The sequence below is a fragment of the Peribacillus butanolivorans genome, assembly GCF_001273755.1.
Classification (GTDB): Bacteria; Bacillota; Bacilli; order Bacillales; family DSM-1321; genus Peribacillus; species Peribacillus butanolivorans.
In genome coordinates this window covers 697,065-716,349 of record NZ_LGYA01000001.1, presented here as the reverse complement: position 1 = coordinate 716,349, position 19,285 = coordinate 697,065, and the positions used below count along the sequence as shown (strand labels likewise).

Below are 19,285 nucleotides of genomic sequence, written 5' to 3'. Positions count from 1 at the left end.
ATTTTTCTATTAATTCTTTCACTCTTTTTCCCTCTCCCCTCACTTTGTCAATAGATAAGGATTGGTTTTTATCAAATATATTAGTTGAATTATCGTCTCATATGGATTACGATAATATAAGCAGAAATACTAGATATTGATATTAAAAACCACACACATAACTATATATAGAATTATTTGTAATCCAAGGTGCCAGTGATGGCTGAAAAGGGAATCCGGTGTAAACCCGGAACTGTCCCCGCAACTGTAAATGTGACGAAATGAGAAAACCACTGTATAGCTCTTTATACGGGAAGAACTCAAAGTAGGATGATCATGAGTCAGGAGACCTGCCTGGATTTTTCACGTTTCTTATTCTTCGGGGATTGAGATGATGAAACGATAGTATAACGGCTATTTTTTCATGGCTCTTTTATTCTATCGTTTGATCCGCTCAATTTATTGGGCGGATTTTTTTATTTAACGGAAGTTTACAAGGAGGATTATTCATGACTCAAACATATAACTCTACTATAGTGAAAAATGACACAGAAACAAGTTCTATCCAGCTTGAGATGTTATCCAAGGAATTCGAAGGCCGGCTAGATATGGAAAAGTTCAAAAAGCGTTTTACAAAATGGCTAGATCGTAAAAGTGACTCAACAGAAGAACAAACTTCAAAAAAACTGATCCAGCTTGCTCTCGAAAGTGTAGACATAGATGCTCCAGATTGGACGTTTGTTGCTGCGGCAGAACTTTTGAATACGATGTACAGGGATGCACAAGCGAATCGCGGTTATGAGAACGTGAGCTACGGACCGTTCTATGAATTAATCGCAGGACTCTCTCAACAGCAAGAGGGGGAACGCTACCCGATTTATAAACCCGAACTACTCGACTCTTACTCCAAAGAAGAAATTGAAGAATTAGGCTTAGTGATCGATCCGGAAAAAGATAAACTATTTTCTTATATCGGCATCTACTTATTAAACGACCGCTACCTAGCCCGTCCGAAAAAAGACAAGGTCTACGAACTGCCTCAGGAGCGTTTCATGATCATCGCTATGGAAATTATGAGAATGGAAAAAACAGAACACCGCCTGCAACTTGTCAAAGAGGCATACTGGGCGATGTCCAATCTGTATATGACCGTCGCGACACCTACCCTATCAAACGCAGGAAAAACTCACGGTCAGTTAAGTTCATGCTTTATTGACGCGATTGAAGATTCTATTGATGGCATTTATCTATCCAACTACGATGCCGCTAAAGTATCTAAATTCGGCGGTGGTGTAGGACTTTATGTCGGTAAAATCCGCTCACTTGGTTCTGATATCCGTGGTTTTTCTGGAAACAGTTCAGGCACAACCCCTTGGATCCGTTTGTTTAACCAGACTGCTGTCAGCGTCGATCAATTGGGCCAGCGTAAAGGAGCAATCGCGATTTATTTGGATGCCTGGCATAAAGATATCATGAGTTTCCTTGACTTAAAGACACAAAACGGTGATGACCGGTTGAAAGCTCATGATATTTTTACAGGTGTATGTATTCCTGATCTGTTCATGGAAGCCGTACGCGATCGGAAAGAATGGTATCTTTTCGACCCACATACCGTAAAGCAAACCCTTGGATTCTCACTCGAAGATTTTTATGACGAGAAAAAAGGCGAAGGAAGCTTCAGAAATCATTACGCTCAAGCTGTGGAGGCTGCGGAAAATGGCACACTTCCTAGCTATAGCTTTGAAAAAATCAACGCGATGGACATTATGAAAAGCATTATGATTTCTCAGCTAGAAGAAGGCGTACCGTATATGTTCTACCGTGATGAAGTGAACCGTAAGAATCCTAATAAACATAAAGGAATGATTTATTGTTCCAACCTTTGCACAGAGATTGCTCAAAACTTAAGCCCTTCAACGATCACGGATGAATACGAAACTGAAGATGGCGATGTAGTTGTAGTTCGTAAAAGCGGCGATTTCGTTGTATGTAACCTTTCTTCCATTAACCTGCCTCGCGCGGTACGTAGCGATGTATTAGAAAGATTGATTCCGATTCAGATCCGCATGCTCGATAACGTCATTGATGTGAACAATCTCCCGGTCAAGCAAGCATCCATCTCAAACAAGCGTTACAGGGCAATTGGCTTAGGAACATTTGGATGGCATCATTTACTTGCCACCCAGAATATATATTGGGAATCAGATGAGGCCGTTCAATATGCTGATACTTTATACGAAAAAATTGCTTACTTAACAATCAAAGCGTCCAATGAATTGGCTAAGGAAAAAGGAACGTATCCATATTTTGAAGGATCTGATTGGCATACAGGCCAATATTTCGAACTTCGTGACTATACCGATGAAAAATGGATGGATTTAAAAGAAAATGTGCAGCTACACGGTACCCGAAATGGATATTTAATGGCCATTGCACCTAATTCATCAACGGCTAAAATCGGTAACTCCACTGATGGAATCGATCCCTTATATGAAATTGAATTTTATGAAGAAAAGAAAAACTTCAAATTCAAAGTGACAGCACCCGGATTGACGCCTAATACGTATGAATATTATAAAAAAACACGATTTAACTTGGACCAACTGGAAAGCATCAGACAAAATGCAGCCCGTCAGCGTCATATTGACCAAGCTATCAGCTTTAACCTGTATGTCCACAACACAATCAAGGCTAAAGTTCTATTGGATATCCATTTAACAGCATGGGAAAGTGGATTGAAATCAACATATTATGTTCGTTCCACTTCATCTGAATATGATAATGCCTGCGAAAGTTGCTCAAGTTAACGATCAAATCAGTAATCTATTTTTAAAGGAGTTTTACGAATGACCAATCATATCAAAAAAATCCGGATGCTCGAACCTACGCATCCAACTAAAGCAACGGGCGTATTCAAAGGGGAAGCTTCAGGCTTTCTCCTATGGAACGATATTCAGTATGAAAAATTCTATGATACGTATACACAACTCATCAATAACTTTTGGAAGCCTTCGAGCGTGAACATGATTCAGGATAAAAAGCAGTGGGGCGAATTAGATGAAGATATCCAGGATGCTTTCCTTGATATCCTTACGATGATTGCAGGAATGGACAGCCTTCAAACGCCGACTTTAGTGGAAATCCTTCGTTACATCAAAGACCCGGCAGCAAAAGCGATCCTGGCCAACATGGCCCAGCAGGAATCTATTCATAATGAATCTTATTCCTATATCCTTGCTTCCTTGATTCCGGTAGGCAAGCAAAAACAACTTTTCGACCGCATTAAAGAACACCCGGAAGTGATAAAGCGGAATCAACCGATTGTGGATGCCTATCAAACGTTTGTGGACGATCCTAGTCCTCAACACTTATTTGAAGCACTCATCCATTCCACGAACCTCGAAGGTATTTATTTCTACCTGGCATTCGCCTTCTATTACAACTTAGGGCGTCAAAACCTAATGACTGGTTCGGCTACAATGATTTCCTATATACATCGCGATGAAATGGTTCACTTCGATTTCATCGGAATGCTCGTACAAATCTTGATGTATGAATACCCTGAGTTAAATAATGAAGAAAACACGAAGTTCATCTATACAACGATTGAAAGAGCAGTTAAACTTGAAAAAGAATGGTCTGAGTATATGCTTGAGGATATCCAAACCAAAGCAGATCTCGACTTGGAAGAATTCAACGAGTACATCGAATACATCGCCAACAAACGACTGCGTATGCTAGGACTTGAAAACTTGTATCAAGAGTATAGTGAGAACCCGATGCCATGGATTAAAACATTCGACGACGAATCTATTGGCCTCACCAAAACTGATTTCTTTGAACAAAAATCAAGAACATACAGTCAAGTAAATGCTAGCAATGGGTTCGATGAGCTATAAAATTGCAATTGTCTATCATTCGGCCGGCGGCAATACAAAAGCACTAGCTGAAGCCCTTGCTTCCCTTTTGCCAGAAGCAGAACTTTTTCGAACTAGCGAATTTGATACCGGTATATTGCCAGAATACGATGCATTGATCATCGGTACCTATACATGGGGTAATGGAGAGCTTCCTGCCAAAACAGCTGCCTTTTATGCGGAACTAGAGCAATTACCGATTTCTCATCTAAAGACAGGCGTCTTCGGGACAGGAGAAACCAATTACAGTCATTTTTGCGGAGCTGTCGATCATTTTCGGGACATGCTATTTGCAAAGAGCCAGTTATTGGTGACTTTAAAAATCGAACAAATGTATCAAGAGTCAGACTTGCCAAGACTTCAAAAGTTCGCCTCTTTATTTAAGAACTGAATGAAAGGGATATGCGATTATGCATATCCCTTTCATTCGTTAATTAGTAAAAAGCAGAATCCTGATTATGAAAATCATTTAATCCCTGCATCATACTAAGGATAATAATGGTATATAATGAAGAAAAAAGGAGAAATACTATGGCTGATACTATCGTTCAGTTACTCCCCATACTTTTTATGCTATTGTTTGCAGTAATCTTAATATTTTTAGTAATTAACCTGTCCCAGCATTTTAATCGTTCTAAACGGATCGAAGAAAAATTGGATAAATTACTTAAGGAAATAGCCAACAGAAAAGGGGATTAAAAATTTTTTCTTTTCAGAGGAAAAATAAAAAGACTCCAGAATCGGAGTCTTTTTTTATAAGCGTTCAATTATTTTTGAACGTTAGCTGCTTGTGGTCCACGAGCGCCTTGCTCGATTTCGAAAGAAACTTCTTGGCCTTCTTCAAGAGTTTTGAAGCCTTCGCCTTGGATAGCTGAGAAATGTACGAATACATCGTCTTGGCCTTCAACTTCGATGAAACCGAAACCTTTTTCTGCGTTAAACCATTTTACTTTACCTTGTACCATGATAGTTCCTCCTGTGTTTGGAAAAATCCATTTTATTACTATTTTTGGTTCTGGATAATGTTTCAAGAGGAATCCTATAACGGTAAATCCATCTATCAAACTTATTCCGAACAAAAATAATTACTTATATTATATCATGGAAAATCAAAAAAAAACATGATTATCGCTGTAATTCCAACGACAAATTATCCTAAAATTCTACATTTTTCTCTTCTTGCTTTGGCGGAAACCTTCGTCCAGTAAATAGCGCTCTGCCTCAATCGGGCTCTCGAAACACTCCTCCAAATTCGATCCAGAGTATACGTTCCAGAGTTGATCTTCTCTAACAAGCGAAAGCTCCTGCTTTTCAAGTCCAATCCATGTTCCTTCCAACCTAGCGAACTCGTTTTCTTCTTCTTCTTCGATTTCAACCGGAGGTTCGGATAGATAAGCTATGCTTTTTTGAATCAAATCTTTTAATTCCTCTTCAGTATAGTCACGTATATTGATAAATCCTTTACGGTCAGTTTCTTTCTTTCTCATATGCCCTGCGTATACGAATCCATTTCCATTTGGATGCAGGTGCTGAACGACGATCTTTTTCTCTTGGACACTTTCTAGATAGTGGAAATTCACACGGCCCAGTGAAACATCTTTCCTCTGTAATTCAGGAAAAGTTTCAATAATGCTCAATTTTTCTTCAAATGTTAACAAATTTCTTCCTCATTTCATTAGTTCATATTGTTTGTCGATTATAACATAGACTGATTAGAAACAATAATCTTCCTCGTCATCATCTATTATAATGTAACTAAAGGATGTGATTATTTGATAAAAAAAATTCAAGTCCTAGACTCTAATTATGGACAACAGCTTTTTATGCTTCAGAAAAAAGCCTATCAGATAGAAGCAAATATTATTGAATTTACCGATATTCCCCCATTATTAGAAACATATGACCAATTTTTAAATTGTAATGAAACGTTTATCGGCTTTTTCAAGGCCGATACATTAGCTGGAGCAATATCCTATACAAAAGAAATTATGCATATGGAGATTTGCCGAATTGTCGTCCATCCAGATTATTTTCGACAAGGAATAGCAGAAACACTGCTGAATCATCTTCAATTTACTTGTAAATGGGGAAAACTATCCGTTTCGACCGGTAAAATGAACCTGCCTGCAAGAAAACTGTACGAAAAAAACGGCTTCACGCATACAAAAGATGTAGAAGCCGCACCTCATTTTTTTATTAGTCTATATGAAAAAAATCATTCATTTAATGTACGTCACGACAAAGAGCATGATGAATGAAATAGCAATGATTACACCGACCCATAGCCAGGCTAATGTCATATTCCCGGAGTCCATGGCGATATAAATAGCGGTAGGAATTGTCTGTGTCTGTCCGGGAATATTTCCGGCAAACATAAGCGTCGCCCCGAATTCACCCAAAGCCCGTGCAGAACTCAATATGGCACCTGTGACGATTGATTTAACCGCCAATGGAAGGGATACTAGCAGAAACAACCTCCACTCGCCTGCCCCATCAACTCTTGCTGCATTCTCGATTTCTTCATCTATACCTTCAAAACCTGTTTTAGCGGATTGGTACATAAGTGGAAAAGCGACAACGGTAGATGCAATAACCGCTGCCCACCATGTGAACATTAAGGGCTGATTAAAAACCCTTTCAATGAATTCACCCAGCCTTCCGTTTTTCCCAAAAATCACAATCAATAAAAAACCGACGACAGAAGGAGGCAAAACAAGTGGTAATAAAAATGCGGTTTCCAATAGGATTTTTCCTCTGAATTGCTTTTTAGCCATTATTCGTGCAAGGAAAATTCCTAAAATAAAAACAAGGATACCTGCGAGTCCCGCTACCTGGATCGATAGTCTGACTGGTGACCAAAAATCTGCTGTCATGATACTATCCACACATCCTTAGAAAAAAAGAGCGTATCTTGGACTTTGTTCGTTACTTGCATTGAATCGAACGTTTCCATCACATATTGCCCGGCTTTAACAATTTTTGGTGTGCTGCTCGCAGCTGTCTTCGCTGCTTTCGATTTATTATCTTCATCCTTATGTAATGCCATTATGGTTTTATTGCCTATAAAATCAATGCATTTGTATATGATCCAATCATTCACTATGCAATTAAATGGAGATTCATCCGTTGAAATAAACAAATTAACCGGTGTAACATTGAAAATTTGCTGCTGTTGCCGCACTAAAGAATCAAGATTATATGGCAGCGTACTATCATTGTTTACTTTATTAAAGGCAGATTGCATTTCATTTTCTCCCTTTCTTTTCAAAATAACTTTTAAGTTTATTTTTCTTGACATATTGCTGACACAAAGAAACGTTAAAGTAAGAGTATCACAAAAACAAAAATAATTTCATTCCATAAACTTTTAACACTTTGAAGGAGTCGATTTTAAATGGTAACAATTTATACTACTCCAAGCAGTTTAGCCTGTCGTAAAGCAAAAGCTTGGCTTAAGAAAAACGAAATTTCCTACAATGAACGTAATTTATATTCACAACCTCTTTCTATAGAAGAAATTAAAGAGATTTTACGTAAAACAGAAGGCGGTACAGATGAAATCATCTCAACCCGTTCTAAAAAATTCAATAGCTTAAATATCGATATAAATAATACACCACTTAATGATCTTTGTAAGCTTATTCAAGATAACCCGGATTTACTTCGCCGACCAATCATTTTCGACCATAAGAACTTGCATGCCGGTTATAACGAAGAAGAAATGGGACGCTTCCTTCCTAGAAATGTACGTCATGTTCAATTATGGCGCGCAATCAGCCAACTGGATTATCAACCATCCCCCATCGGTGCATAATTAGAGGGTTGTCCATTAAAGCGGACAACCCTTTTTTTATATCTGATTTGCTTTCTCTACAATAATTGTAAACGTCGTCACTTGTTCATTACTTTCTTTCGGCACAAGATCTCCCTTTTGCGCTTTGGCAAGCATCTTGCTGAATGGCAGTCCTAAACCTAAACCACGTATCTTCAGCTTTTTGTTTTCACCTCGATAAAACGGTTCAAACACATACTGTTGTTCATGTACAGGAATTAAAATAACTTTTAAGTTTATATTTCTTGACATAGTGCTGACACAAAAAAACGTTAAAGTAAGAGTATAACAAATATAAAAATAATTCATTCCATAAACTTTAACACTTTGAAGGAGTCGATTTTAAATGGTAACAATTTATACTACTCCAAGCAGTTTAGCCTGTCGTAAAGCAAAAGCTTGGCTTAAGAAAAACGAAATTTCCTACAATGAACGTAATTTATATTCACAACCGCTTTCTATAGAAGAAATTAAAGAGGTTTTACGTAAAACAGAAGGCGGTACAGATGAAATCATCTCAACCCGTTCTAAAAAATTCAGTAGCTTAAATATCGATATAAATAATACACCATTAAATGATCTTTGTAAGCTTATTCAAGATAACCCGGATTTACTTCGCCGACCAATTATTTTTGACCATAAGAATTTACATGCCGGTTATAACGAAGAAGAAATGGGACGCTTCCTTCCTAGAAATGTACGTCATGTTCAATTATGGCGCGCAATCAGCCAACTGGATTATCAACCATCCCACATCGGTGCATAATTAAAGGGTTGTCCATTAAAGCGGACAACCCTTTTTTTATATCTGATTTGCTTTCTCTACAATAATTGTAAACGTCGTCCCTTGTTCATTACTTTCTTTCAGCACAAGATCTCCCTTTTGCGCTTTGGCAAGCATCTTGCTGAATGGCAGTCCTAAACCTAAACCACGTATCTTCAGCTTTTTGTCTTCACCTCGATAAAACGGTTCAAACACATACTGTTGTTCATGTACAGGAATTCCTCGGCCACTGTCCTGCACATCAATACATATCCTATTGTCTTCCTTCTCATAAAGATTAATCTCTAGTTTCCCTATGCCATCAAGTGAATGCCTAGCATTATTTAAAAGGTTAATGACAATTTGCTGCATCCGCAAAGAATCAATTTGGCCAAAAATAGGTTCTTCAGGAACCTTTATATCCAGATTAAACTCTTGATCATCCTGGGTGACTTGCCAACGATAGGCGATTTCCTGGATGAATGTATTGATATTTTCTTTTTGTACTCGAATTTTAAAGGCACCTGCTGAAATAGCATTATAATTGAGCAAATCCTCTATCATTCCTTGCAGGCGTTGTGTTTCCTTTAAGGAAATATCCAAGAATTCCTTACTTTGCTCTCCGGTAACAACTTCATCCTTAACTGCTTGAATTAGTCCGCTAATGGAGGTAACCGGTGTTTTCAAATCATGAGTGACACCTGCAAGCAATTCCGCCCTTAATTTTTCCATGGCCTTTAAACGATTGGTCATTTCCTTAAATGACTCTATTAGTTCATAAATTTCTTCTTCCCTTATGTCCTCTTCCTCTTTGAAATGGATGTCATAGTTGCCCTCACGAACCTGAACGGCAGCGTTAGCGACGTCTTGAATTGGCCTCGAAATCTGTCTCGAAAGTAGATAAATGACTCCTGTGCCCAGCACGAGGAGGCCTCCAATCATGATTGCCAACAAGCCATGGTCCTGGTTGAGTTCTTTTAATGCCCCTTCTTCCTGGGCAATGACTACCCATCCCTTAGTCTCTTCATTAAACGTAATGGGAGATTTGACGACATATACTTTGTTGTCCGAAATTTTGACCTTCTGAATTAACTCAGGATTTTTCATAATAACGCTAGGAAGCTTATTATTATCTGCATCTATATATAATTGAGGCATCGTATAAATGATGCTGCCATCGGGATCGACGATATAGATAATCGGCTGCTGGTTCAAGTGAAGGATTTTTTCCCTTTCCTCAACGATTTCCGAAAGTACAGGTCCAACGACAATCTGGCCATTTGCCTTTATCGCTCGGTCAGATGTTTCATCAGCTAAGTACTTAAGGAGGCTTAGCCTATATTCTAATGCGGTTTTTTCCATCCACCATAATGAAAAAATAGACAATAATACTAAGCCTGAAATCAAGGTCAATACGTATCTCTTCGTCCAATAGCGCTGCAAAGTGGTTCTTTTTCTAGTTTTTTTCATAGACACTAAGTTGATACCCCAATCCACGCAATGTTTTAATTTCCCCTTCACAAGAAGGCCATGAATCGATTGCCTTCCTGATTCGTTTGATCGCCAGGTCCACGGCGCGGTCACTTCCATCATAATCCATGCCCCACACTTGATCTAGCAGCTGCTCTCTCGTAAAAATCTGATTCGGATGCTTAGCGAAAAAAATGAGCAGCGACAAATCACGAGGCGTCAAGTTTATCTCTTCCCCTTTTATTTGCACCATATAGGATTGATCATCAATGGATAAACTACCAAACTGATGTATATGATTTTCTTCCCCAACAATCGTCGAGGATCTTCTTAAAACGGCATGTACCCGGGCCACGACTTCATCGGCAACAAAAGGTTTAGAGATATAATCATCTGCCCCTGACTTAAAACCAGATAATCGGTAATCAACATCGTTCAGCGCAGTCAACATAATAACCGGGCACATATTGTTCTCCCGAATTTCCTTCAAGATGTCCCAACCTTCCTTACCCGGTAGCATTACATCAAGTAGCACAAGGTCTGGGTTCGTTTCTTCAAAAATAGGAACAGCCTTAAGCCCATCATATACTTGGACTACATCAAATCCCTCACGCTCTAAATATGCTTTCAATACCATAGAAATGGCAATTTCATCTTCAACGACAAGAATTTTCTTCATTAAGGGATTCCTCCTTCCTGAATTATAGTGGAATTATATTGCATTCGCCAACCAATCAAGTCAGCAAGGCATTTTTTCTCCATCATACCCTTTTAATGTGTCAGGATTATGTTCGCAGTAAAATTCGCGGATGCTTTTTCTACATAGTATTTCTATTACCTCTGCTCCTCTTCCTTTTTTTTAAACGTTCTCTCTAGTCTAACACTGAGAATTAAAATTGTTGCTTGTACTTTCTGAGGAATTCCCTTTTACTAACACCTTAAAGAGGTTGGCTCTGACACTTGAGCCAACCTCTTTTCAATTACATGTCTCGTGGGGATTTGGACAGCCTACTTCCTGTCTTTCCACTTGAATTGTACTGTGCTCAATACCAAATTGATCATGAAGAAGCTTTTGCGCTTCTGCTAAAACTGTATCGTGATTGCCGTTTTCATCAATAACAACATGACAGCTCATCGTCAAAAAACTAGATGTAATCGTCCAGATATGGAGATCATGGACATCGGACACATTCGGCAATTCTTTCAATGAAGTTTTCACTTCTTCCATATCTACTTGATATGGTGTCCCCTCCATCAAGATATGGAAAGAATCCCTCACTACTCTAATGCCGCTGATAATAATTAAAATCGCTACAACAACACTTGCAATCGGGTCTGCGATTCCCCAATCGAAGAAATAAATCAAGAGTGCTGCCGCAATTGCACCCACTGAACCAAGCATATCGCCAATTACATGTAAAAAGGCACTCCGTACATTCAAGTTATCGTCTTTATCTCCGCTCATTAAAATCCATGCTGCAATGATATTCACCAGTAAGCCAATGATTGAAATCATTAACATTCCTAGACTTTGCACCTCAGGAGGATTCACAAACCTTCTAATCGCCTCGATGAAAATAAATACTGATATAACAATCAAGGTCAAACCATTCAAACATGCAGCAATGATTTCAAATCGCTTATATCCATAAGATTTAGTCTGTGTTGCTTTTTTTTCACCCAATCTTATCGCTGTATAGCTTAGGCCTAGTGCAGCCGCATCACTTAGCATATGACCTGCATCTGACAATAAAGCCAGACTATTTGTCATAAATCCTCCAATTACTTCGACGACCATAAATGTGGAAATCAGTAAAAAAGATGCCAACAAAGCTTTTTTATTTTCAGAATGATGATGGTGATGTCCATGATCATGAGAGTGACCATGCTGATGTCCCATGCTATCCCTCCTCTCGGATTTAAAACTTATATATAGTATGGGATAAATTCAGAATGGTTTCAAATGATTCACTTTCGCATTTTCTGCTGTACAATTATGGAGATAGTGCATGAAAAAAATCCGAGAGCTTATTTGATTTCGAAATGCGGTTGGCCTTCGCCATTTTAAAGCTAAAATAAACGCTGCAGACTAAATTCCTGCAGCGTGTTCCGCCCCGTTATCCTTCCTCTTGCATTGTATCATCTACAATGGCGAGAAGGTCCTTATTAAACAGTTCATTATTACAGACAAGACTGTGTTGTTCTATCTCTTCTTGTCCCTGAAGATTTATATCTTGTTCTTTTTCTTTCATAGCCTTACCTCCAAAAGAATCATGTTTTGCCTATTATCGTATCCCCATGCATGTACCTTTATGCTGAATATCCTCCCATTTTTTATAATTTGTTAACGTCCTAAACTCTCTGATTCCCATGGAAAGCACGTATAATGAATTCATGTTCAGGAACTTGTAAGTTCTTATACGATAATAAAAACAATGAGTTATCATATGTGACTTTTTCGAGATTCACCTGAATACCGCTGTCTTCAATCGAAACAATGGCATAAGGTGCAACTGGTTCACTATTACATCCGAGTGAACCTGGGTTTAAGTATATAGTTTGGTCATTTCTAAAATGATGTATGGGATGATGATGTCCAAATCCAATTAAATGGTGAAACTGATTCTTAAATAGTCTTTCTAAGTTATTTAGATTCGGTTCAACGATTTTACTAAATGGATTTTGACTTATGTGTTCATCTAGTTTCTTCGGTTCCATATGATAATGAGTGAAGAAAAAGGAGTAATTGTTAAACATATGTTGTATGGTGCGAGGCAATTTTTCCAGCTTGGATATAAAAGTTTGATTCATTCTTTCCGCTATCCATTCATGATGCTCTTTGACATGAATGTGACCATCTGGATGCGGTTCCCCTTTAATGATGGCCAGGACTGCTTCATCATGATTTCCGGTTATCATTGATAAATCATTTCTTGAAAATAAAAGATCCAGGACTTCATTTGTATCAGGACCTATCCCAACCATATCTCCTAAACAATAGATATGATCAATCTCATCCCTTTCATCAATAACCCTAAGAACGGCTTTTAACGCTGAAGCATTACCATGTACATCCGTTATAATGGCAACTTTCATGACTAAGTTCAGCTCCCTTCTCTTAAAATCTACATGGTATATTATAACATTTTGAACGCCATCAAAAAAATATTCGGGCTTATTCCTTTCATACGCCAACGCCTATTTTCAATGAATAAGCAAACACTTCGGCCTAGAATACATAGTATGAAGTATTCCCAGTAAAGATGTTTTACTAGGTATGTAATTCATAATATGTATGAGGAGGAACAATTAAATGGGTGGACACAGAAATGAATGTTGTGACGGTGGTGACGGTTTCGATAACGGCTTTGCATTACTGATTGTGTTATTTATCCTGTTAATCATCATTGGCTGCAGTTGGGGATTCGGTGGATTCTGATAATAAATAATAATAAAAAGGCGCCTGCTAACGGCGCCTTTTTTGTTATTGATTTACTTTTTGTTTCCATGTCTTCATAATGAACCAGTTGACAATCAGTGCAATTCCGCCTCGATTTTCTTAGAAGGTGATTGATTTTCCCCTGTGATATCAATACGTCGTTTATAGGAATCTTCTCCCCTTTACTTCTAGTTACTCGAGACATCAACCACTAGCAATGATGGTATCCATCCGCTAGAATTCTATGGCTTTACATTTGAGTAAAGGTCATGGAAAGACTATTCAACTTGTCCTCCATTTGTTTTTTCGCATCATTCATTATCCCATCAAGTAATTCCTTAACCGTGGGAATATCATCAATCAATCCTGCCACCTGTCCGCTGTTCATAAAACCATTTTTAACATCTCCGTGTATTGCACCATTAATATGATGTTCCTCTGATGTCATTTCACGATAATCCACAGGTGACAGACCTTTTTTCTCCAAATCTAAAACTTTCACTGTGTATGGGTCCTTCAATACTCTTCTAACCTGATCAACGGATCGTCCCAATATACATGTATCATTATCAATTGCTTTGAGTAGTTTCTGTTTATATGATGGATGAAACGGTGCTTCCTTTGTAGCAATCAACCTGGTTCCTAACTGGACGCCTGAAGCTCCAAGCATTAATGCAGCAGCTAACCCCTGTCCATTGCCAATTCCTCCTGCAGCAAAAACCGGTACCGTAACATTCTTGCTAATTTGCGGAATAAGTGTAAATGTTGTTAATTCTAGATTAGAGTTAATTCCAGCAGCTTCAAACCCCTCCGCAACTAATACATCTGCCCCTGCGTCTTGCGCTTTTTGAGCATGTTTGACCGACGCAACAATAGCTATCACTTTTATATTCTTTTTATGTAAAAGTGGTATGTAAGGAGCAGGATTTCCTGCTGATAAAGATACTATAGGTATATCATGCTTAAAAACAAGATTGATTAACTCATCTGTATATGGACTAACATTTATCGGGATGTTCAACGCAAAAGTGTTATTAGTTTTTTCTTTTGTTTCAAGAATAATAGTTTCTACCTGTTCAGGGTTCATTGTACCGCACCCTATTGTTCCTAGACCCCCAGCATTAGACACAGCAGCCGCAAGATTTGCGTTGCTAATATTCCCCATACCGCCTTGTATTATTGGATATTTTATAGAAAAAAACTCACAAATATGTTTCACTTTTAACCCTCCCTATCTATTTAATGTTATACTATATTTAATAGAAAAACAATTCTGACTTTTCACAAGGAGCGATAATATGATTATTCCATACAACAATAAAAAGCCTTCTTTTGACGAAACTGTTTTTGTAGCGCCTGGTGCTCATTTAATTGGTGATATTACGATTGGGAAAGAATCTACTATTTGGTTTAACTCTGTACTACGTGGCGATGAAGATTCAATTACCATAGGAGAAAAGTGCAGTATTCAAGATAACTCCACCATTCATTTATTTGAAGGCTGTCCTGTTGTTATTGAAGACGAAGTAACAGTCGGTCATAACGTTATTTTACATGGCTGTAAAGTGGGTAGACGTTCTATTATCGGTATGGGATCTACAATTTTGGATAATGTCGAAATTGGTGAAGAATGTATTATTGGGGCAAATACATTGATTGCCGCTGGTAAAAGTATACCTCCACGTTCGCTTGTTATCGGTTCTCCAGGGAAAGTGGTTCGCAAATTGAATGATAAAGATCTTCAATTAATTCAACTTTCCATTGATACATATGTACAAAAAGGAAAGGATTTTAAAGAAGTTCTTGATTAATTGTATGCGGTGCGCATTCTCTGAGATTTCTCCATTTACTTTAAAGACTATATTACAAAAAAGAGCTGCAGTAAGTTGTCATTAGTGACTTTCTGCAGCTCTTTTTTACTTAATAATAAGAGGATGATCCTTTGCATCATAGGTTTCATCTTTCCTACATAAATCATTGTTTTCCTGAAATACGCTTTCAAAGAAACGGCTTGCTGGTTCAGCCAAGACTTGATAGTACTGACTAAATAATAATGCTGCATGATTACCGTTCCACTTTGAAGGCAAAAGTTCTTTAGGAAGACCCGGATCGATAAATAAAAACTTACGATACTCATGAACTAAATTTGTTCGTTCTACAAAGCAATCCGCATCTGACATTTCTCCTCTGCTAATGATGCTTTGATGAACGATGAATTGTTTACTGTATTTCTCAATGAAATCTTCATATTTACTCTCAATCTCAGCTAATGGCCAGCTTTTCTCGACAAGCGATTGATTTTCCTGTGGACCCTTATATTCTGAAATGAAAAAATCCACATATTCACTGATGTCATATTTCTCGATTAAAAGATTTATTTCTTTCTCCAAATTATTAGGTGAAATCCAGCAACCGTTAGAAAAACTGCCAAATCCGCTCCATAATAATTCCTTACGAAGATCATCGCGTAATTGCCGTTTATCTTCAGGTATCGTATACATTAAAATACGCCATTTACCGTCCCATTCATTTGGATTCATCTTATAAATACGATTTGCAGCTTCTTCCATTCGCTTCACGCCGCGATCAGTCAAAAAGTAATAGCTTTTATTTCCTTGCTTTTCGGACTGAATCCAACCTTGCTTTACCATTCGCGAAACGGCTACACGTACACCCTGCTCATTATGACCGAATTCCTTTAATAAACGAATTAAACTACCTATCCAGATTTTACTTCCATAATTACGGATATAGTCTCCATATATCGTAAAAATCATGGATTGTGTATTTGTACCTATATTTCTCACCTCATCCATTAAGCATTGTTACCAATTTCACACGGAACACATAATTATTATTATATCTTTTTAAAATGAAACCGCAATATCATTTACCTGTAAATTGTGTTTTTCTCCGTTCGCTAAATGCTTGGAGAGCTTCCAATCTGTCTTCAGTTGGAATCGTTAATTCATATGCTTTTCCCTCGATGGCCATCCCTGTTTGTAAGTCTGTATTCATCCCTTGAGTGATAGCATACTTTGCTTGTTTGACTGCGACCGGCCCGTTCTTCATAATATCTGCTGCCAATTCTTCACAAACAGATATCAGGAGGTTACGCGGCACCACTTTCAAAAGAATTCCTAATTCATAAGCCTCTTCTGCTGTCAATTTTTTAGCAGTGAAAATTAATTCTTTCGCTTTCATTTCACCAATTAACCTCGGCAAACGCTGTGTACCACCTGCTCCAGGGATAATTGCCCAACTTGTTTCAGTAAGACCCAACGATACACCTTCGGCTGCAATGGCAAAGTCACACGACAGCAACCATTCAAACCCTCCCCCCAATGCATATCCATTTACGGCAGCTATAGTTGGCTGAGGAAGACCTGCGATACTATTAAATACATCGCGAATTGCTTTAACGTTTCTTCGTACTTCCGCTTCATTTAAAGTCTTTCTTTCTTTTAAATCCGCTCCTGCACTGAATGCTTTTTCTCCTGCACCTGTGAAAATAACGACGCGGATATCCCCGTCTGAATAGACCTTATTTATGACTTCCTGCAACTCAATAAGGGTCACATAGTCAAAACAATTCAATACGTCTGGACGATTCACTGTAATATAGCCGATATGATTTTCCACTTTATAAATAACATTAGACATACGTTCTCTCCCCCTTTATTTTTAAAATTATCCCTTATGTAGACTAGCTAATAAGGGCTTTCTATTAATCATTCTCAATATTTTCTATAATAGCGGATATCCCCTGGCCTACACCGACACACATCGTGGCAAGCCCGAATCGGACCTTTCGCTTTTTCATCTCGTGTACCAGTGTTGTTAATATCCGTGCGCCGCTCGCTCCAAGTGGATGACCAAACGCTATCGCTCCTCCGTTTACATTCACTTTTTCCTGATCCAATTTTAATTGGCGAATACATTCAACAGATTGAGAAGCGAAGGCTTCGTTTAATTCAACTAGACCGATGTCTTCGATAGATAAATTTGCTCTATCCAACGCTTTTTTTGTTGCATAGATAGGACCGAGGCCCATAACCGACGGCTCTAAGCCCGCTACTGCACCTACAACATATTTCGCCAGAGGTTTTAACCCAAGTTCCCTAGCTTTATCGGCACTCATTAATAGTAACGCTGAAGCTCCATCATTTACACCTGAAGCATTACCAGCCGTTACAGTACCATCTTTAAAAATTGGTTTGAGTTTTTCTAGCTTTTCAATTGTCGTGTCTGGACGCGGATGTTCATCTTTATCGATGATGACCTCATTCCCTTTCCGATCCGTATATCGAACAGGTACAATTTCATTAACAAAACGCTCATTTTCCACTGCCTTTTTCGCTCTTTGCTGACTTTGAAACGCGAATTGATCTTGATCCTTCCTCGAAACCTTAAAGCGCTGGGCTACATTTTCTGCTGTTTGCGGCATGGAATCTGCGCCATACATTTCTTCAAGCTTTTTATTCGTAAAACGCCAGCCGATCGTTGTATCTTGAAGCTCCATCGACCCACGCGGGAAATCACTCTCAGGTTTGGCCATGACATACGGCGCCCTAGTCATGCTCTCAGTTCCACCTGCGACGTAAATATCCCCTTCCCCGACAGCTATCGAGCGTGCAGCATACATAACGGCATCAAGTCCGGAGCCGCACAAACGATTAATGGTTGTCCCTGCTACGTTCACTGGAAGACCTGCTAAAAGTGCAGACATTCTCGCCACATCACGGTTGTCCTCTCCTGCCTGATTTGCATTTCCGAAAATGACATCTTCAATTTGTTCCGGCGGCAGACCAGGATTCCGCTCTGTTAGCGCCTTTATTACAATTGCACCAAGATCATCCGGACGTACGCTTTTTAAGGCCCCTTTATATCTCCCAATAGGCGTTCTCACAGCATCTATAATCACAACTTCTCTCATTTTCCCACCGCCTCTTCATTTTTAGTATAGTCGTATACACCTTTACCAGACTTGCGACCGAGCCGGCCTGCTTTTACATACTGTTCAAGAAGCGGTGCCGGACGATATTTCTCACCAAGTTTACTATGTAAATATCTTAAATTATTTAAACGGGCATCCAGTCCCACTAAATCCCCAAGTTCAAATGGTCCCATTGGATAATTCAGTCCAAGTTTTATTGCCTTATCGATTTCTTCAGGTGTACCTAATCCTTCTTGAAGCATATAGAACGCTTCATTTCCAACCAGACAGCTAATTCTGCTTGTTACAAAACCAGGGAATTCGTTAATGACTACTGTCTCTTTCCCCATTTTTTCAGCAACCTCTTTTATTACCGCTGCCGTTTCATCACTGGTTTCAAGGCCACGAACAATTTCTACTAATGGCATTTTTTGTACAGGATTGAAAAAATGCATCGCTATCGTTTTTTCAGGACGCTTTCCATAAGAACCAATTTCAGTCGGGCTCATAGTGGAAGTATTAGTAGCAAAATAGCAGTTTTCTTGTGCATGTTCTTCAATTGTTTCAAAAACGGATTTCTTAATTTCTGTCTGTTCTGGAACTGCCTCTATAATTAGATCAGCTTTTGCAGCCGCTTCTTCTAAATTGGAAGAATATAAAAATCTGTTTTTTGCTGCAGCCGCTTCTTCTTGGGTAATTTTCTTGTAGTGCACACCTTTTTCGAAGATCGTTTCAATCTCTTTCTTTGCACTTTCCAATGCATCTGGATTCACATCTACCAATATTACGTCAAAGCCTCCCGTTGCCCCTACATAGGCTATACCTCTGCCCATAACTCCAGAACCTACAACCACTATATTTCTAATCATTCGATCATTCTCCTTTAAAATAGATAAAGCTGGCTGCAATGAATCAGATCAGCATTCAACTATACCTGAATTACTTTTCT

At 38.6% G+C, this 19,285-nt stretch carries 24 protein-coding genes and 1 riboswitch; of the genes, 9 read left to right on the top strand and 15 right to left on the bottom strand.

The window, feature by feature from the left end; all coding sequences use genetic code 11:
* Positions 1-170: 170 nt before the first annotated feature.
* A riboswitch (cobalamin riboswitch) is annotated at positions 171-351 on the top strand.
* A 137-nt stretch (positions 352-488) separates the two neighbouring features.
* The 4 genes from AKG34_RS03455 (at position 489) to AKG34_RS27830 (ending at position 4,595) form a co-directional block, all read left to right on the top strand.
* Complete coding sequence (locus AKG34_RS03455; protein ID WP_082612979.1) at positions 489-2,786, top strand: ribonucleoside-diphosphate reductase subunit alpha; 2,298 nt, start codon at positions 489-491, stop codon at positions 2,784-2,786.
* A gap of 39 nt (positions 2,787-2,825) precedes the next feature.
* The gene (locus tag AKG34_RS03450; protein ID WP_053344792.1) at positions 2,826-3,878 is read left to right on the top strand and encodes a ribonucleotide-diphosphate reductase subunit beta; all 1,053 of its coding nucleotides are present in this window, start codon (positions 2,826-2,828) and stop codon (positions 3,876-3,878) included.
* Complete coding sequence (locus tag AKG34_RS03445; protein WP_098175860.1) at positions 3,868-4,287, top strand: flavodoxin domain-containing protein; 420 nt, start codon at positions 3,868-3,870, stop codon at positions 4,285-4,287. Before AKG34_RS03450 ends, AKG34_RS03445 begins: the two co-directional genes overlap by 11 nt.
* 140 nt (positions 4,288-4,427) lie before the next feature.
* Positions 4,428-4,595 carry a hypothetical protein gene (locus AKG34_RS27830; RefSeq protein WP_157444591.1) on the top strand — a complete coding sequence of 56 codons (168 nt, stop codon included), beginning with the start codon at positions 4,428-4,430 and terminating at the stop codon, positions 4,593-4,595.
* A 68-nt stretch (positions 4,596-4,663) separates the two neighbouring features.
* On the opposite strand, the gene AKG34_RS03440 is transcribed toward AKG34_RS27830, so the two are convergent.
* Together AKG34_RS03440 and AKG34_RS03435 are read right to left on the bottom strand one after the other, a co-directional pair.
* Positions 4,664-4,861 (bottom strand): cold-shock protein, encoded by a 198-nt coding sequence (locus AKG34_RS03440; RefSeq protein ID WP_028393295.1) that lies wholly within the window; start codon positions 4,859-4,861, stop codon positions 4,664-4,666.
* A gap of 198 nt (positions 4,862-5,059) precedes the next feature.
* On the bottom strand, positions 5,060-5,554 hold the full coding sequence (locus tag AKG34_RS03435) for a hypothetical protein (protein ID WP_053344790.1): 495 nt from the start codon (positions 5,552-5,554) through the stop codon (positions 5,060-5,062).
* Positions 5,555-5,668: 114 nt separating this feature from the next.
* Here AKG34_RS03435 and AKG34_RS03430 point away from each other — a divergent pair, with 114 nt between their 5' ends.
* A complete protein-coding gene (locus AKG34_RS03430) occupies positions 5,669-6,154 on the top strand; it encodes a GNAT family N-acetyltransferase (protein ID WP_053344789.1) in 486 nt (161 codons plus the stop codon).
* Here AKG34_RS03430 and modB read toward each other — a convergent pair.
* Positions 6,116-6,769 (bottom strand): molybdate ABC transporter permease subunit, encoded by a 654-nt coding sequence (modB, locus tag AKG34_RS03425; RefSeq protein WP_053344788.1) that lies wholly within the window; start codon positions 6,767-6,769, stop codon positions 6,116-6,118. The two genes, AKG34_RS03430 and modB, sit on opposite strands and share 39 nt — an antisense overlap.
* On the bottom strand, positions 6,766-7,140 hold the full coding sequence (locus AKG34_RS03420; protein WP_053344787.1) for a type 2 periplasmic-binding domain-containing protein: 375 nt from the start codon (positions 7,138-7,140) through the stop codon (positions 6,766-6,768). Before AKG34_RS03420 ends, modB begins: the two co-directional genes overlap by 4 nt.
* Positions 7,141-7,290: 150 nt before the next feature.
* Here AKG34_RS03420 and spx (AKG34_RS03415) point away from each other — a divergent pair, with 150 nt between their 5' ends.
* On the top strand, positions 7,291-7,710 hold the full coding sequence (spx, locus tag AKG34_RS03415) for a transcriptional regulator Spx (RefSeq protein WP_053344786.1): 420 nt from the start codon (positions 7,291-7,293) through the stop codon (positions 7,708-7,710).
* 36 nt (positions 7,711-7,746) lie between these two features.
* Here spx (AKG34_RS03415) and AKG34_RS03410 read toward each other — a convergent pair whose 3' ends face one another.
* Positions 7,747-7,980 carry an ATP-binding protein gene (locus AKG34_RS03410; RefSeq protein ID WP_053344785.1) on the bottom strand — a complete coding sequence of 78 codons (234 nt, stop codon included), beginning with the start codon at positions 7,978-7,980 and terminating at the stop codon, positions 7,747-7,749.
* Positions 7,981-8,074: 94 nt separating this feature from the next.
* Between AKG34_RS03410 and spx (AKG34_RS03405) the strand changes: the two genes are divergently transcribed.
* Positions 8,075-8,494, top strand: a complete 420-nt coding sequence (spx, locus tag AKG34_RS03405; protein WP_053344784.1) for a transcriptional regulator Spx — start codon at positions 8,075-8,077, stop codon at positions 8,492-8,494.
* A gap of 36 nt (positions 8,495-8,530) precedes the next feature.
* On the opposite strand, the gene AKG34_RS03400 is transcribed toward spx (AKG34_RS03405), so the two are convergent.
* The 5 genes from AKG34_RS03400 to AKG34_RS03385 all read right to left on the bottom strand — a co-directional run bounded on the left by AKG34_RS03400 (position 8,531) and on the right by AKG34_RS03385 (position 13,057).
* Positions 8,531-9,961 carry a HAMP domain-containing sensor histidine kinase gene (locus AKG34_RS03400; protein WP_053347971.1) on the bottom strand — a complete coding sequence of 477 codons (1,431 nt, stop codon included), beginning with the start codon at positions 9,959-9,961 and terminating at the stop codon, positions 8,531-8,533.
* Positions 9,948-10,640 carry a response regulator transcription factor gene (locus AKG34_RS03395; RefSeq protein ID WP_053344783.1) on the bottom strand — a complete coding sequence of 231 codons (693 nt, stop codon included), beginning with the start codon at positions 10,638-10,640 and terminating at the stop codon, positions 9,948-9,950. The genes AKG34_RS03400 and AKG34_RS03395 overlap by 14 nt, the downstream gene beginning before the upstream one ends.
* Before the next feature lie 297 nt (positions 10,641-10,937).
* On the bottom strand, positions 10,938-11,861 hold the full coding sequence (locus tag AKG34_RS03390; protein WP_053344782.1) for a cation diffusion facilitator family transporter: 924 nt from the start codon (positions 11,859-11,861) through the stop codon (positions 10,938-10,940).
* Positions 11,862-12,078: 217 nt separating this feature from the next.
* A complete protein-coding gene (locus AKG34_RS29225; protein WP_255264051.1) occupies positions 12,079-12,213 on the bottom strand; it encodes a hypothetical protein in 135 nt (44 codons plus the stop codon).
* Between the two features lie 100 nt (positions 12,214-12,313).
* Positions 12,314-13,057, bottom strand: a complete 744-nt coding sequence (locus AKG34_RS03385) for a metallophosphoesterase family protein (protein WP_053344781.1) — start codon at positions 13,055-13,057, stop codon at positions 12,314-12,316.
* Positions 13,058-13,274: 217 nt separating this feature from the next.
* Here AKG34_RS03385 and AKG34_RS26500 point away from each other — a divergent pair, with 217 nt between their 5' ends.
* On the top strand, positions 13,275-13,400 hold the full coding sequence (locus AKG34_RS26500) for a YjcZ family sporulation protein (protein ID WP_083450655.1): 126 nt from the start codon (positions 13,275-13,277) through the stop codon (positions 13,398-13,400).
* Positions 13,401-13,650: 250 nt separating this feature from the next.
* On the opposite strand, the gene AKG34_RS03380 is transcribed toward AKG34_RS26500, so the two are convergent.
* The gene (locus AKG34_RS03380; protein ID WP_083450654.1) at positions 13,651-14,619 is read right to left on the bottom strand and encodes an NAD(P)H-dependent flavin oxidoreductase; all 969 of its coding nucleotides are present in this window, start codon (positions 14,617-14,619) and stop codon (positions 13,651-13,653) included.
* Between the two features lie 79 nt (positions 14,620-14,698).
* Here AKG34_RS03380 and AKG34_RS03375 point away from each other — a divergent pair, with 79 nt between their 5' ends.
* Positions 14,699-15,211 (top strand): gamma carbonic anhydrase family protein, encoded by a 513-nt coding sequence (locus AKG34_RS03375; protein ID WP_053344780.1) that lies wholly within the window; start codon positions 14,699-14,701, stop codon positions 15,209-15,211.
* Between the two features lie 105 nt (positions 15,212-15,316).
* Here the strand turns inward: AKG34_RS03375 and paaX are convergent, their stop codons facing one another.
* The 4 genes from paaX to AKG34_RS03355 form a co-directional block, all read right to left on the bottom strand.
* On the bottom strand, positions 15,317-16,198 hold the full coding sequence (paaX, locus tag AKG34_RS03370; protein WP_152952336.1) for a phenylacetic acid degradation operon negative regulatory protein PaaX: 882 nt from the start codon (positions 16,196-16,198) through the stop codon (positions 15,317-15,319).
* Between the two features lie 88 nt (positions 16,199-16,286).
* Complete coding sequence (locus AKG34_RS03365) at positions 16,287-17,063, bottom strand: enoyl-CoA hydratase-related protein (RefSeq protein WP_053344778.1); 777 nt, start codon at positions 17,061-17,063, stop codon at positions 16,287-16,289.
* Between the two features lie 64 nt (positions 17,064-17,127).
* Complete coding sequence (locus AKG34_RS03360) at positions 17,128-18,336, bottom strand: acetyl-CoA C-acyltransferase (protein ID WP_053344777.1); 1,209 nt, start codon at positions 18,334-18,336, stop codon at positions 17,128-17,130.
* Positions 18,333-19,205 carry a 3-hydroxyacyl-CoA dehydrogenase gene (locus AKG34_RS03355; protein ID WP_053344776.1) on the bottom strand — a complete coding sequence of 291 codons (873 nt, stop codon included), beginning with the start codon at positions 19,203-19,205 and terminating at the stop codon, positions 18,333-18,335. The genes AKG34_RS03360 and AKG34_RS03355 overlap by 4 nt, the downstream gene beginning before the upstream one ends.
* Positions 19,206-19,285: the final 80 nt, after the last annotated feature.

Bases quoted from the DNA above. Each gene is read 5' to 3' on its own strand.
- modB (WP_053344788.1), bottom strand. From the start codon at position 6,769: ATGACAGCAGATTTTTGGTCACCAGTCAGACTATCGATCCAGGTAGCG.
- AKG34_RS03410 (WP_053344785.1), bottom strand. From the start codon at position 7,980: ATGTCAAGAAATATAAACTTAAAAGTTATTTTAATTCCTGTACATGAA.
- AKG34_RS03375 (WP_053344780.1), top strand. From the start codon at position 14,699: ATGATTATTCCATACAACAATAAAAAGCCTTCTTTTGACGAAACTGTT.
- AKG34_RS26500 (WP_083450655.1), top strand. From the start codon at position 13,275: ATGGGTGGACACAGAAATGAATGTTGTGACGGTGGTGACGGTTTCGAT.
- AKG34_RS29225 (WP_255264051.1), bottom strand. From the start codon at position 12,213: ATGAAAGAAAAAGAACAAGATATAAATCTTCAGGGACAAGAAGAGATA.
- AKG34_RS03395 (WP_053344783.1), bottom strand. From the start codon at position 10,640: ATGAAGAAAATTCTTGTCGTTGAAGATGAAATTGCCATTTCTATGGTA.
- spx (WP_053344786.1), top strand. From the start codon at position 7,291: ATGGTAACAATTTATACTACTCCAAGCAGTTTAGCCTGTCGTAAAGCA.
- AKG34_RS03360 (WP_053344777.1), bottom strand. From the start codon at position 18,336: ATGAGAGAAGTTGTGATTATAGATGCTGTGAGAACGCCTATTGGGAGA.
- AKG34_RS03365 (WP_053344778.1), bottom strand. From the start codon at position 17,063: ATGTCTAATGTTATTTATAAAGTGGAAAATCATATCGGCTATATTACA.
- AKG34_RS03440 (WP_028393295.1), bottom strand. From the start codon at position 4,861: ATGGTACAAGGTAAAGTAAAATGGTTTAACGCAGAAAAAGGTTTCGGT.
- AKG34_RS03420 (WP_053344787.1), bottom strand. From the start codon at position 7,140: ATGCAATCTGCCTTTAATAAAGTAAACAATGATAGTACGCTGCCATAT.
- spx (WP_053344784.1), top strand. From the start codon at position 8,075: ATGGTAACAATTTATACTACTCCAAGCAGTTTAGCCTGTCGTAAAGCA.
- AKG34_RS03450 (WP_053344792.1), top strand. From the start codon at position 2,826: ATGACCAATCATATCAAAAAAATCCGGATGCTCGAACCTACGCATCCA.
- AKG34_RS03385 (WP_053344781.1), bottom strand. From the start codon at position 13,057: ATGAAAGTTGCCATTATAACGGATGTACATGGTAATGCTTCAGCGTTA.
- AKG34_RS03455 (WP_082612979.1), top strand. From the start codon at position 489: ATGACTCAAACATATAACTCTACTATAGTGAAAAATGACACAGAAACA.
- AKG34_RS03400 (WP_053347971.1), bottom strand. From the start codon at position 9,961: ATGAAAAAAACTAGAAAAAGAACCACTTTGCAGCGCTATTGGACGAAG.
- AKG34_RS03355 (WP_053344776.1), bottom strand. From the start codon at position 19,205: ATGATTAGAAATATAGTGGTTGTAGGTTCTGGAGTTATGGGCAGAGGT.
- AKG34_RS03390 (WP_053344782.1), bottom strand. From the start codon at position 11,861: ATGGGACATCAGCATGGTCACTCTCATGATCATGGACATCACCATCAT.
- AKG34_RS03445 (WP_098175860.1), top strand. From the start codon at position 3,868: ATGAGCTATAAAATTGCAATTGTCTATCATTCGGCCGGCGGCAATACA.
- AKG34_RS27830 (WP_157444591.1), top strand. From the start codon at position 4,428: ATGGCTGATACTATCGTTCAGTTACTCCCCATACTTTTTATGCTATTG.